Origin of the sequence: Actinoplanes sp. G11-F43, from assembly GCF_050589265.1 — a bacterium.
Lineage (GTDB): Bacteria > Actinomycetota > Actinomycetes > Mycobacteriales > Micromonosporaceae > Actinoplanes.
The window spans coordinates 196,785-209,344 of sequence record NZ_JBNZCE010000010.1 but is presented as its reverse complement, the minus strand read 5'-3'; the positions used below and the strand labels follow the sequence as shown (position 1 = coordinate 209,344).

The window sequence follows — 12,560 nt, the reverse complement described above, 5'->3', positions numbered from 1 at the left end:
CCGGAAAACGGCACGCGGGTTGAGCGTGGTGACTATTGGGGTGGAGCGCACCACAACTTGCCACGCGCGCGGCAGGCACGGCCAGCGTGGTGACTTTCGGGGCCGAGCGCACCGGAAAGCGGCACGCGGGTTGAGCGTGGTGACTTTTGGGGTGGAGCGCGCCGGAAAACGGCACGCGGGTTGAGCGTGGTGACTTTTGGGGTGGAGCGCGCCGGAAGGTGGCACGCGGGTGGGGATGGTGGGTTCGGTTAGCCTGCCGGGCATGACGAAAGTCGAGCTGGACGAGCTGATCGTCGCGGACGGGGCGGCTCTGCGGGAGTGGCTGGACGAGCATCACGCCACCTCGCCCGGGGTGTGGCTGGCGCTGACCCGCAAGGGTGGCACCGTCACCGCACTGACCTGGCAGCACGCGGTGGACGAGGGGCTGTGCTTCGGCTGGATCGACGGGCAGGCCCGGAAACGGGACGATCAGTCGTCGTGGATCCGGTTCACTCCGCGCCGGGCCCGCAGCTCCTGGTCGCGGCGCAATGTGGAGCATGTGGCCCGGCTGGAGGCGGCGGGTCTGATGCGCCCGTCCGGCCGGGCCGCGGTGGCGGCGGCGCAGGCGGACGGGCGCTGGGACGCGGCGTACGCCCCGCCGTCGGAGGCGGTGGTCCCGGAGGATCTGATGGCCGCGATCGACGCCGTTCCGGCCGCGCGGGCCATGTTCGACGTGCTGACCAGTTCGAACCGGTTCGCGCTGATCGTCCGGGTGAACGGGGTGAAGCGGGCGGAGACCCGGGAACGCAAGATCCGCGAGTTCGTCGCGATGCTGGCCCGCCACGAGACGATCTACCCGCAGAAGGCCAAGCCGGGGAACTAAGCCGACAGCCCCGGTGCACGCCGGGAGGTCAGGCCGACGGCCCCGGTGCACGCCGGGAAGTCAGGCCGACGGCCCCGGTGCACGCCGGGAAGGGCCACCCGGTCCGGCCTGTCAGCCGGCTTCGGAGTGCGCGGCCTGGATCGACTTGTGCAGCGCCGGGCCGATCGGGCCGGTCAGCACCGACAGTTCGGCCAGGCGCCGTTTGCTGTCCCGGCGCGCCTTCCGGTCCAGGACCAGGCTGAGCCCGCCCGCCGACACGATCGTCACCAGCGCGGCGTCGGCCGCCTCCACCCGGCCCACCGGGTTGCGCAGCGTGCCCTTCACCCGGTTGACCAGTTCCTTGCGGACCCGCGGATCTCGCGGCGTCACCCTGGTCACCGGAAGAAGACCGGCCATTCTGTACGGCTCCAGCCGCACCCAGCCCCCGGCCCCGAGCTGATCCCGCACCGCGACCACGGTGGCCCGGTGTCTGCGGCCGATCCAGTGCTGCCACTTGCGGGGCCGGGTCGCGGCGATCTCGGCCAGCAGTCCGGCCAGCACCGGATCGTTCACCGTGGGCCGCCCGTTGACGGCGGCCCGGCCGTCGGCGTCGGTCAGGTAGCCGTGCAGGCGCAGGTCGGACAGGGCGGCGGCGCGCAGCATGGCGCCGAGCTCGGTCCACACGCCGACCCGCCCCTTGGCCGGGTCGTGGGCCAGTAGGTAGACGCGCTGGGGAAGACTGCCGGGCAGTGCCATCTCATTCCTCTTCCGGCTCGCTGTCGTCGGGATCGGGTGGGTTCGAAGGACGGCCGGGGCCGCGCATGCGGCCCACTCCCCCGGGCAGGCGGCCGGCGTCGGCCAGGGCTTTGCGCAGCAGGTACTCGATCTGGGCGTTGGTGCTGCGCAACTCGTCGCCGGCCCACCGTGCGAGCGCATCATGCACGGCGGGGTCGAGCCGGAGGAGTAGCTTCTTGCGTTCGGTAGCCATCGGCTACGAGTAGAGCGTGCCCGCGTTGACCACCGGCTGCGCGTCCCGGTCGCCGCACAGCACCACCAGCAGGTTGCTCACCATCGCCGCCTTGCGCTCCTCGTCGAGGTCGACGATGTGATTGTCGGCCAGCCGGGCGAGTGCCAGCTCGACCATGCCGACCGCGCCCTCGACGATCCGGGTGCGGGCGGCGACGATCGCGTTGGCCTGCTGACGGCGCAGCATGGCGTGGGCGATCTCCGGCGAGTACGCCAGACGGGTCAGCCGGGACTCGACGATCTTGACACCGGCGGCGGCCACCCGCACCCCGATCTCCTCGGAGAGCTGGGCGGTGATCTCGTCGGCGTTGTCCCGCAGCGACATCCGGGTGGAGTCGTGCGAGTCGTACGAGTAGTTGTTGGCGATGTGCCGCACCGCGGTCTCGGTCTGGATGGCGACGAACTCGATGAAGTCGTCCACCTCGAAGACCGCCCGCGCGGTGTCCTCCACCTGCCAGACCACCACGGAGGCGATCTCGATCGGGTTGCCGTCGGCGTCGTTGACCTTCAGCACGTCGGTCTCGTGGTTGCGGATGCGGGTGGAGACCCGGCGGCGGGCGGTCAGCGGGTTGACCCAGCGCAGCCCGTCGGTGCGAACCGTCCCGGTGTAGCGCCCCAGAAGCTGAAGCACCCGGGCCTCACCGGGCGCGACCGCGGTGAGCCCGCCCAGCACGACGAGTGCGGCCAGGGCGAGCAGGACACTGCCACCGGTGATCCCGGCGATCGCGGCGTCGCTTTTCTGCTGCAGGCCCAGCACGAAACCACCGGCGGCGATCAGCAGGGCGACCACCCCGCCGGTGAGGACCGGCCAGCCGGAGGCGCCCCGGGCGATCCGCTCACGGACCTGCGGCGCGGGCAGGTCGAGGTAATCCGACATATGAGCCTCCCTCATCGGTGCGATGGCTCAACACTAGCAATGTGATATCACTTTTCCAAGCCCGCCCCCGGGGACGGCCAATCAGGACGGGGTCAGGATCAGCCAGCCGAAGCCGACGACACCGCGATAGCCGTCGAGGTAGCCGTCGCGGCGCTGGTCGGCGAAGGCGCGGGCCTCCGGGGTGCCCAGGTGTTCGATGCCCGCGCGCCAGTCCGACTCGAAGTCGTCCCACTCGGCGAGCGTCGACTCGGCGATGTGCAGGGGCCGGAAACCGGCGTCCACCGCCGAGCGCGCCAGCGATGCCAGATCCGGCAGGTCGCCGAACATCTCGCGGACGTGTTCGCCGGGAGGGGTGCGGTAGAAGCCGTCGGCGAACAGCGCCGTCCCGCCCGGGGTGGTCAGGTGACGCAACGCGGTCAGCGCCCGGCCGGTGTCGCCCCAGATGTGCCCGGCGCCCACGTTGACGACCAGGTCGGCGGGGCGGCTCCAGCCGGCCGCGTCCCCGGTGTGGAAGGTGACCCGTCCGGACAGTCCGCGGTCCGCGGCGCGACGGCGGGCCCGCTCGACGTTGGTGACGTCGCGTTCGACCCCGTCACCGTCGGCGCCGAACGTCTCGCACAGGCGCATCAGCAGCTCACCGTTGCCGCAGCCCAGATCCAGAGCCCGCCGGCCCGGTGCGGCCGGGGCCAGTCGCCGGGTCAGCTCCGCCACCCGCTGTTCGCTCAGGGGAGCGTTGTAGGTCAGGCCGGCCGAGGCGGCGGCCAGGAAGATCGTCCGATTCTCGTCATTCACCGGCACACGGTATGGCACGGCCGTGGTCGAGAGCTCGCGATGAGAACGCGGTCGCGGGCCGGTGACGGACGCATTCGCCCGGCGGCCGCCGGGCGGTCCGGGCGGGACGCCCTCCTCGCGGGGAGGACACCGGGCCCCGTCGCGCGGCGGGGACGACTCACCCGTACCGGCAAAAGGTTGGGGTGACCTGGAAACAGGCCACCCCATCCGGTACGACGCGTCAGAGGGTCAGGGTCCAGCTGTTGAGGTAGCCGGTGTCGGCGGAGGCGGCGTCCTGGACGCGCAGGTTCCAGGTGCCGTTGGCGGCCTCCGGCGACAGGTTCACCGTGTAGGTGGTGTCGATGTTGTCGGTGCTGCCGCCGGTGCGGCTGCGCAGCTGGTAGACGCTGCCGTCCGGGGCGACGAGCGAGACGACCAGGTCACCGATGTACGTGTGGACGATGTGGATCTCGACCTTGCTGGTGGACGAGGCGCCGCGGGCGCAACCGCTGATCGTGATCGGCGAGTTGACGGTGGTGTTGTCGGGGATGGTGACGTCGGTGGCGTTGGTGCCGGAGCAGGTGCCGCCCGCGCCGTTCACGGTCAGTGAGAACGTGGCGGTTCTGGTGGCCGAGGTGCCGGTGCCGGTGATCGTGATGCTGTAGGTGCCGGGGGCGGCTGCCGTGGTGGTGGCCAGGGTCAGCGTGGAGCTGCCGCCGGCGGTGACCGACGACGGGCTGAAGCTCGCGGTGACACCGGACGGCAGGCCGGACGCGGTCAGCGCGACCGTCTGGGCGCTGCCGCTGGTGACGGCGGTGCTGACGGTGGCGGTGGCCGACGAGCCGGGGTTGACCGCGGCGCTGGTGGGGTTGCTGGTCAGCGAGAAGGCATTGCCGGTGGAGCAGGCGGTGTCGCTGCCGGCCACGTTGACGGCGGTCCAGGCCGCCTGGACGGTCTTGTACTCGGTGGAGCAGGAACCGTACAGGTCGGTGGCGGCGCGCAGGGTGTAGGCGCGGGCCGTGTTGGCCAGGTTGGAGGCCAGGTAGTAGCGGGTGTTGGAGGTGAAGTACACGTCCAGGGCCCGGTACCAGATGGCGGCGGCCTTGTCCCGGCCGATGCCGGTCACGGCGGGGGCGGAACCACAGACCGGGGAGGTGCCGTACGCGGTGGCGCCGGTGCCCTCGGCCAGGTTGAAGAAGAAGTGGTTGCCCGGACCGGACGAGTAGTGCACGTCGACGCTGTTGGTGTTGGTGGCCCAGCAGCCGTGCGAGGAGCCGTCGAGGGTCGGGTTGTACATGTAGCGCAGCGGGGTGCCGTTGCCGTTGATGTTGATCTTCTCGCCGACCTGGTAGTCACCGGGGTCGGCGGAGGTGTTGGCGTAGAACTCGACCATCGAGCCGAAGATGTCGCTGGTCGCCTCGTTGAGGCCACCGGACTCGCCGGAGTAGGTGAGGCCGCCGGAGACGATGTTCTCGGTGACGCCGTGAGCCATCTCGTGGCCGGCCACGTCCAGGGAGACCAGCGGGCGGGAGTTGCCGGAACCGTCACCGTAGGTCATCTGGGCGCCGTCCCAGAACGCGTTGACGTACGCGTTTCCGTAGTGGACGCGGGACGGGACGCCCGCACCGGTGCCGAAGATGCCGTTACGGCCGTGCACGTTCTTGAAGTAGTCGAAGGTCTTGGCCGCGCCGAAGTGGGCGTCGACGGCGGCCGACTGGCGGTTCGAGGTGGCGCCGGTGCCCCAGGCGTTGTCGGCGTCGGTGAAGGTGGTGCAGGTGCCGCTGGTGCTGTTGTTCATGTCGCAGGTGCGGCCGTTTCCGTGCGACGGGTCGATCATGCTGTAGGTGGACCCGGACAGCGTGGTGTCGACGGCGACACTGCCGGAGTAGACACTGGCGCCGGTGCCGGCGACGGTCTCGATGTCGTCGAACTCGCCGATGTACTCGCCGGTCCGCGCGTCGCTGATCACGTGCAGCACCGACGGGGTCTGCTTGTCCGGGGCCCAGCCCTTGACCACGGTCTCCCAGGCGAGCACGCCGTTGCCGCTGCTGGCGTCGACGAACAGCTCGGGCGCCTCGGAACCGGTGATCTCGCCCTCGAAGACCTGTTTCGCGGCCTCGGCGGCCTTCGCGGAGGTGACCTTCGGGGTGACGCTGAGGCTGAGCGGGGCGTCCAGCCCGACCGAGGCGCCGTCGTAGCCGCCGCCCGGGGCGGTGTGCACCACGAAGTCGCCGCCGTAGACCCGCAGGCCCTGGTACTCGCGGGTGTACCGGACGTGGGCGCCGCCGTCGGCGTCGACCTTGGTGCGGTAGACGGAGTACGACTCGCCGGCCGCGGCCTCGAAGTCGGCGGGGCGGGCCCGCAGGTGCCCGTCGGCCCGGCTCACGGCCTGGGCCTCGGACGGCGGCGCGACCGGCGGCGTGGGTGCCGCGGAGCTGCTCGCGGCGGTGGCCACGAGGGTGCTGCCGACCAGCACGGTGATGCCGGCCAGCGCGAGGGGTTTCTTCACTCGGTTCCTCCCCGAACCAGATATGCACGTCTGACGACGTGTGGATCCGATTATTGAGGGAATGGAGCGAAGAGCGTCTATATCTTCGTGGTCATACCGCGCGCGTACAGCTTTTACTCAGGTAAATAATCCGATATGTTCCCGCGCCGCACGAGGCGGGCGCTTCACGAACCACGGGCTGTCGCGCCGGCCCCGCCTCACCGGATGGCCGGCGGGGCATCGCGTACAACCGGGCCGGTTCGCGTGGTGAGTTCGGGTGCGCAACGCCCCGGAAGTCACCACGCGGGCTAGCGCAGGTGGTTGTAGTTGTTCTCCAGGAGCGCGGCCAGGCGGCCGATCACCGGCCGCGCCTCGAGGTGCAGCCGGGCCACGTTGACCGAACCGTCACCGACCACGGCGAGCAGTGACAGCTCACCGACTCCGTAGACCGCCAGACAGCCGTTCTGGTTGCGGATCGTGACCTCTTGGAAGAGACCCTGGTTCAGCGCGCTGCCGCAGGTACGGCTGATGCCGTGCGCGGCGGCGGCCATCGCGGCCACGTCGTGCGGCTCGTGGTTCGACCGTGAGTCGAACAGCACGAGCAGGCCGTCGACGCCCGCGATGATGCAGGAGGTGACACCGGCGACCTGATGCCGCAGACCGGCCAGCTCCTGGCGGAGCGGGCGCTGCGGATCCAGAACCGGGTCGGACTGGGCCACCCGTGCGGTGACCGGGGCGGCGTGCCGAGGCGTCAACCGGGGCGGCTGAACACCGTCAGGCATCGTCATGGAGATCCTTCCGGAGGTGTGTCACGGAACCCGTCTCAGACGTCGAGCTCGGATTCGATCTTGCGCAGCTGGTGGCGGGCCAGACCCAGGTTCGCGCGGTTCTTGTGCAGTGCGAGGTAGAGGAAGAGCGCGTCGCCGCTGCGCCGCCCACGGAGCAGACGGATCAGGTGGTACTGGGTGTCCAGGGTGATCAGGATGTCCTCGATGCCGTCCTGCAGGCCGAGCAGTTCGAGGGTGCGCATCTTGGCCCGGACCACGTCGGTGTTGCCGGCCGCGGCCATGGTCATGTCCATGATGCCGTCGCCACCCATGTAGCCCAGGGTGAGACCGCTGGTGTAGTCGACTAGCGCGACGCCGACGGCGCCATCGAGGGCCATCGCCTCTTTGAGAGCGGTTTCGATGTTCGCCACGAAATCCTCCACGTTTTCTGCGCAGGTCGACGGCAGCCGCATTTCGGCTGCCTAGAAGCGCCAACACTGACACAGGAAAGTTGCCATCGCGGACCAACTGGAACCTAAGACTCAGAACATGATCTTAAGATCGTTCCCGAAGGCACCGTTCGGTCAATTCCAGGTGGGCCATCAGGCCTGGCCCGGCACGTTCGGGCAGGAATCGGACGTTCTGCCGAACAATGGCACGGACGGGCCTTTTCAAAGACCACAAAGGACGATCGGAATCACTTCCCGTCCAGCAGGAATCCGACCACGTCCGCGGCACTGTAACCGGCGGGAAGCCGATTCAGGAACGAAACGTCCTGACCGAGGGTGACCAGTGGCGGTTCGGTGTAGCCGCCATCGCGCCGCTGGCCCAGACCGATCGTGGCGACCAGCCCGTTGCACAGGCAACGGCTACCGACGGTGTCCGCCACCTCGCCGCCCTTGCGCACGTACTCGTCGACCGGCTCGGCCGGGCAGCGGTAACCGACCCCGCCGTCCGGGCGCCGGTACGGGGTACGCAGGTAGCTCAGGTCGCACATCCGCGGCCGGGCGGCGTAGACCTCGTCCTCGGCGGCGGTGCCGGTCAGCGCGGCCACCTTGAACGGGAACCCGGTCGGCGAGGCCCGGACGTCGTTGTGCACCACCAGGTCACCGGCGGCCGCCCCGGCCAGCAGCCGCTGCCGCAGCCCGTCCTCGACGCCGGACTCCCGGCACAGCGCGAACACGCTGCCCACCTGCACCCCGGCCGCACCGGCGGCGCGCGCCTCGGCCACCCGCTCCGGGCCGGACTGCCCGCCGGCGAGCCAGAACGGCAGGCCCAGCGCGGCCACCCGGGCCACGTCGATGGCGTCGCGGGGCCCGTACACCGGCTCGCCCTCGTCGTCCAGGACCAGCTTGCCGCGCGGCCGGGCGCTGTGCCCACCAGCGATCGACGTCTCCAGCACGAAGCCGTCCGGCCGGGTGGTCTCATCCCGGGCCAGATAGGTGGCGAGGGTCGCCGACGAGACGATGGCCAGCAGTTTCGGCCGCCGCAGCGGGCCGCCGACGGCACCGAGCAGGGCCGGCGGATCGATCGCGACGTGGTGGTCCTCCCCCGGCTGGGCGCCGTGCACGGCCACCGACAGCCGGGCCGGGCGGTGCCCGGCGAGACTGTCCAGCAGGGCCGGGATCTCGGTCGGAAGACCCGCGCCCATCAGCACGTAGTCGACTCCGGCGAGCATCGCGCCGTAGACCGCCGCCGGGGTGGCCAGCTGGATCTTCTCCAGGTAGTTCACCCCGACCGGGCCGTCGTGCCCCTCCTTGGCCAGGAACACCTCGACGAAGTTGGCGACCACGATGAGCTGCTGGCCGGGCTTGCGCGGCAGCAGGCCCATCCGGGGCACCGGCCGGTACGCCCGCCCCTCCGGCACCCCGTCCACGACCAGGTAGCGGTCCTGGATCTCCCGGGCCACCGCGGGCACCGGGAACGCGGCCAGCGCCCGCCGGACGTGCCCGCCCGGGTCGCCCTGCTGCAGGCGGCGGGCCAGCATCACGTCCAGTGCCACGCCGGACACCACGCCGAGCTGCCCGGTCCGGGCCACCGCGTTGGCCAGCCGCCAGCTGGAGACGCCGACGCCCATCCCGCCCTGAATGATCTCCGGGATCCTGTCCATGTCTGTCCTCCTGGTCTCTCCGCGGATCATCCGAATCCGCCTCGGCGCGCCGCCAGGGCCGGAGGTCCCGCCGGACCGCCCGGAACGTCCTGTGACACCGGGCACGTATACGGATGACGCCGGACATGACATATGGTGTTGTACGCATATGAGCATGGGTTGGTGGCGGCGGCCGACGGAAGGTGGAGACATGGGGCACGGGCACTCGCACGACCACGGACCGGTGACCGCCACCGGGCGGCATCGTGGCATCCTCGCCGCCACCCTGGGCATCTCGCTCACCATCTTCGTGATCGAGGTCGCCGGCGCCGTGATCACCGGGAGCCTGGCACTGCTCGCCGACGCCGGGCACGTGCTCGCCGACGCCGGCGGTGTCGCCCTGGCCCTCGGCGCCACCCTGCTGGCCGCCCGGCCCGCCTCCGGGCAGCGCACCTTCGGCTGGGCGCGCGCCGAGATCCTGGCCGCCGCCGTCAACGGCCTGATCCTGGCCGGCATGGGCGTCTACGTCTTCGTCGAAGGCACCCGCCGCCTGTTCGAGCCGTCCGCCGTCGAACCCGGCGGCATGGCGATCTTCGGCGTCATCGGCCTGGCCGGCAACCTGGTCGCCGTCGCCCTGCTCTACCGGGCCCGCACGGACAGCCTGAACATGCGCGGCGCCTTCCTGGAGGTCGCCACCGACACCGTCACCTCGGTCGGCGTCCTCGTCGCCGCCGCGGTGATCGCGTTCACCGGCTTCACCCGCGCCGACGCGATCGTCTCCATCCTGATCGGGCTGATCATCGCCCCGCGCGCGGTCACACTGCTGCGCGAGGCGGTCGAGGTGCTGCTGGAGGCGGCCCCGGCGGACGTCGACCTGGACGCCATCCGCACCCACATCACCGAGCTGGACCATGTGGTGGCGGTACATGACCTGCACGTGCACACGGTGACCTCGGGCCTGCCGGTGCTGACCGCCCATGTGGTGGTGGACGACTCCTGCTTCCATGACGGTCACGCGCCCCAGTTGCTGGACACCCTGCAGGAATGCCTGGCCGGGCACTTCGACGTGGAGCACTCGACGTTTCAGCTGGAACCGGCCGCGCACGCCGGGCACGAGCACGTCACCCACCACTGAGCGGCGCCCTCCGCCGGCGGCCACCGCATCCGCCCGGCGGCCGCCGGGCGGTCCGGGGCGACGCGGACCTCGCGGGGACCGGAACCGAGCGACCCGATCTCCGTGGGGCCGACGGGCGTACTCCCCCGGGGTTGACGACGACGACCCGGAGCGGACCGCCCGGCGTCTCCACCGGAAGACCTGATGGCAGATCACGATCACCGGCGGGTACGGTACGGCCGTGGCCCCTTCGCACCTCCCCGCCCGGAACCGCCGTGTTCGGCACTGACCCGCGCACGCGCACGACCACCGTCGCCGGGGGCGCCGTGCTGCTGCTGCTCTCCGCGATGGCGCTCAACCGGCCGGACCCGGATCCCGCGCCACCGACCGCGGAGGCTGTCGTCGCCGAGTGCCGGCGCCTCTACGGCGAACTGAACCCGACCTTCCGCACCCTGCCCGCACAGCGTTTCGAGGTGCGCAAGGGCGACCAGCTGCTGCGGGTGTCGGTCTCCGCGGCGGACGAGTGGATCAGCGTCTGCCGCAGCGGGCCGACGGGGGTGGACGGCGTCTCCGGCACCCGCATGAGCGACGGCCCGGACGACCAACTGCGGCTGTTCAGCTCGAAGGGCTCGATGCTCGAACAGGACCTGCTGCTCGGGCACGTGCCGGCCGGCGCGACCGGGATCGAGGCCCGGCTGGCCTCGGGTGAGACGGTGACCGGCGACCACGACGGTGAGGTCTTCGCGATCTGGGCGCCGGGCGGCGACGTCGCGGGCGCTCAGGTCACCGCGGTCGGGCCGGGCGCCGCGGTGATCGTGACCACCACGGCGCCCTGACTCACGGCGTCTCCTCGGCGGCCACATCGTGCCGCCGGGACGGCCGTGTCTTGATCCATTCCTCCACGTCGTTGGCGTGCCACACCTTGCCCTGCATCAGATCGGCGACCGGTGCGGGGAAGTCGGCGCGCGTGGTGAGCTGGTGGACGCGCTGACGGCTGATGCCGCCGAGCCGGACCCGGATCTCGTGCGCACCCATGAAGTAGTAGACAGCTTTGCCAGCCATACACATGACTATAGCCTTATGACAACACCGGAAAAGCAAAGAAATCCGTCATCGCCGGTACGGTGTACACGTCCGTGGCAGTCCGGCCCATCAATACGGGTGACGCCTTGGGCCCCGGCACCGTGTGCCCACCACCGTGGACGGTGTAGAGCGTGACCGGAGCGCGCCCGTCCTGCCGGAAATCGGTGCGGGTGACCGGGACGCCGCTCACCCGCGGGACCTCGGTGTCGACCGGGGCCGTGGTGATCCCGTTCCGCTCGGCGAAGTAGGCCGCCGTCGCCGGCGCGGACAGCATCCCGCCGCCGACCCGGAACGCGATCCGGGCCCAGGCCGCCATCTCGCCACCCGCGTACGGCACGATCCGGTCCTTCGTCCCGTGGAAGATCACCACCGGCTTCGGCACCACCGGCAGCCCCGGAACCAGGAAGTTGCCCGGCTCCGGCTGCTGCGCGGCGATGATCGCGCCACCCTCGATCAGGCCGGGCCGCTCGTGCAGCAGCCGGATCACCATGCCGCCGCCGTTGGAGTAGCCGGCCGCGTAGACCGGCCGCCCGCCCCCGGCCCGCTCCGCCACCGCCTCGGCGAACGCCACGTCGTCGACACCCTGGACCCGGGCCGGGAAGCGGCTGCCGCGGCGGGCGTCGTTCCAGTTGCCGCGGAATCCGTCCAGGTAGGCGACGGCGGTCCCGGGGATGGCGTCGAAGGCGTTGCCGGTGAACTCGCGGAACACCTCACCACGCTGGGTCGAGCCGTGGAAGACGAGCAGGAGCCGCTCGAAGTCGCCGCCGGGCGGGGTGACGAGCGTGAAGGTGCGGGCACGGCCGGCGACGTCGATGGTCTCCATGAGCACTCCTGAGAAAGTGGATGAGCTATCCACTTCAACCTAACACGATCCGGATCGACTATCCGGTTATGCTGATCACGTGCCCTCTCCCACCCTCCGCAAAGACGCCGCCCGCAACTGGCAGCACATCGTCGACACCGGGCGGCGCTTCGTCGACGACGGCGTGCCACTGCGCCTCAACGACGTGGCCCGGGCGGCATCCATCGGGGTGGCCACCGTCTACCGGCACTTCCCCGTCCCCGAGGCGCTGCTGGAGACCATCGCCCGGCCCGCACTCGCCGAGCTGGCGTCAGCCGCCGACCGGGCCCTCACCCTCTCCGCCGACGATCCGTGGCAGGCCTTCGCCGGCTTCCTCGGCACCGGCATCGACACCCAGGTCGCCGACCCGTCGGTGCAGCCGGTGATCGCCGCCGGGGACCACGCCCTCCCGGAGACCACCGACCTGGTCACCCGCCTGCACACCACCACCGGCCTGCTGCTGGAGCGGGCACAGACCGCGGGCGCCGTACGGGCCGGCCTCACCCACGAGGACGTGGTCCGGCTGATGTGCGGGGTGGTGTTCGCCGCCAGTGTGCACGCCCACCCCGGCGAGCGGTCCGCCCTGACCCGCACCTACCTGGAGATCGTGCTGTCCGGCCTCCGGGCCTGATCATCGATGGCGATGTTGACGGACAGATTCTT

Annotated in this window: 14 protein-coding genes; 4 read left to right on the top strand and 10 right to left on the bottom strand. The window is 70.9% G+C overall.

The annotated features are described in order from the left end of the window. Nucleotides 1-262 precede the first annotated feature (262 nt). The gene (locus ACQ0O7_RS12285) at nt 263-862 is read left to right on the top strand and encodes a YdeI/OmpD-associated family protein (RefSeq protein WP_430782134.1); all 600 of its coding nucleotides are present in this window, start codon (nt 263-265) and stop codon (nt 860-862) included. Nucleotides 863-973: 111 nt separating this feature from the next. On the opposite strand, the gene ACQ0O7_RS12280 is transcribed toward ACQ0O7_RS12285, so the two are convergent. From ACQ0O7_RS12280 to ACQ0O7_RS12245, 8 genes are all read right to left on the bottom strand, one after another. Continuing rightward, complete coding sequence (locus ACQ0O7_RS12280) at nt 974-1,597, bottom strand: GOLPH3/VPS74 family protein (RefSeq protein WP_430782133.1); 624 nt, start codon at nt 1,595-1,597, stop codon at nt 974-976. A gap of 1 nt (nt 1,598) precedes the next feature. Next, complete coding sequence (locus ACQ0O7_RS12275; RefSeq protein WP_430782132.1) at nt 1,599-1,829, bottom strand: hypothetical protein; 231 nt, start codon at nt 1,827-1,829, stop codon at nt 1,599-1,601. A 3-nt stretch (nt 1,830-1,832) separates the two neighbouring features. Further along, nucleotides 1,833-2,744 carry an SPFH domain-containing protein gene (locus ACQ0O7_RS12270; protein ID WP_430782131.1) on the bottom strand — a complete coding sequence of 304 codons (912 nt, stop codon included), beginning with the start codon at nt 2,742-2,744 and terminating at the stop codon, nt 1,833-1,835. Nucleotides 2,745-2,825: 81 nt separating this feature from the next. Next, nucleotides 2,826-3,536, bottom strand: coding sequence for an SAM-dependent methyltransferase (locus tag ACQ0O7_RS12265; RefSeq protein ID WP_430782130.1), 711 nt, complete (start codon nt 3,534-3,536; stop codon nt 2,826-2,828). A 220-nt stretch (nt 3,537-3,756) separates the two neighbouring features. Then, nucleotides 3,757-6,024 carry a M4 family metallopeptidase gene (locus ACQ0O7_RS12260; RefSeq protein ID WP_430782129.1) on the bottom strand — a complete coding sequence of 756 codons (2,268 nt, stop codon included), beginning with the start codon at nt 6,022-6,024 and terminating at the stop codon, nt 3,757-3,759. A gap of 287 nt (nt 6,025-6,311) precedes the next feature. Beyond that, nucleotides 6,312-6,791: a roadblock/LC7 domain-containing protein gene (locus ACQ0O7_RS12255; protein ID WP_430782128.1), complete on the bottom strand. Its 480-nt coding sequence runs from the start codon at nt 6,789-6,791 to the stop codon at nt 6,312-6,314. A 35-nt stretch (nt 6,792-6,826) separates the two neighbouring features. Continuing rightward, the gene (locus ACQ0O7_RS12250; protein WP_430782127.1) at nt 6,827-7,201 is read right to left on the bottom strand and encodes a hypothetical protein; all 375 of its coding nucleotides are present in this window, start codon (nt 7,199-7,201) and stop codon (nt 6,827-6,829) included. 266 nt (nt 7,202-7,467) lie between these two features. Next, nucleotides 7,468-8,880, bottom strand: coding sequence for a nitronate monooxygenase (locus ACQ0O7_RS12245; protein WP_430782126.1), 1,413 nt, complete (start codon nt 8,878-8,880; stop codon nt 7,468-7,470). Between the two features lie 190 nt (nt 8,881-9,070). On the opposite strand from ACQ0O7_RS12245, the gene ACQ0O7_RS12240 reads away from it, so the two are divergent. Both ACQ0O7_RS12240 and ACQ0O7_RS12235 read left to right on the top strand, forming a co-directional pair. Further along, entirely contained in the window at nt 9,071-9,994 is a 924-nt protein-coding gene (locus ACQ0O7_RS12240; RefSeq protein WP_430782125.1) for a cation diffusion facilitator family transporter, read from the top strand. Between the two features lie 254 nt (nt 9,995-10,248). Next, complete coding sequence (locus ACQ0O7_RS12235; RefSeq protein ID WP_430782124.1) at nt 10,249-10,809, top strand: hypothetical protein; 561 nt, start codon at nt 10,249-10,251, stop codon at nt 10,807-10,809. Nucleotide 10,810: 1 nt separating this feature from the next. On the opposite strand, the gene ACQ0O7_RS12230 is transcribed toward ACQ0O7_RS12235, so the two are convergent. Beyond that, nucleotides 10,811-11,035 (bottom strand): helix-turn-helix transcriptional regulator, encoded by a 225-nt coding sequence (locus ACQ0O7_RS12230; RefSeq protein WP_430782123.1) that lies wholly within the window; start codon nt 11,033-11,035, stop codon nt 10,811-10,813. Between the two features lie 16 nt (nt 11,036-11,051). Continuing rightward, on the bottom strand, nt 11,052-11,879 hold the full coding sequence (locus tag ACQ0O7_RS12225; protein WP_430782122.1) for an alpha/beta hydrolase family esterase: 828 nt from the start codon (nt 11,877-11,879) through the stop codon (nt 11,052-11,054). Between the two features lie 79 nt (nt 11,880-11,958). On the opposite strand from ACQ0O7_RS12225, the gene ACQ0O7_RS12220 reads away from it, so the two are divergent. Next, nucleotides 11,959-12,528, top strand: coding sequence for a TetR/AcrR family transcriptional regulator (locus ACQ0O7_RS12220; protein WP_430782121.1), 570 nt, complete (start codon nt 11,959-11,961; stop codon nt 12,526-12,528). The last annotated feature ends 32 nt before the right edge of the window (nt 12,529-12,560 follow it).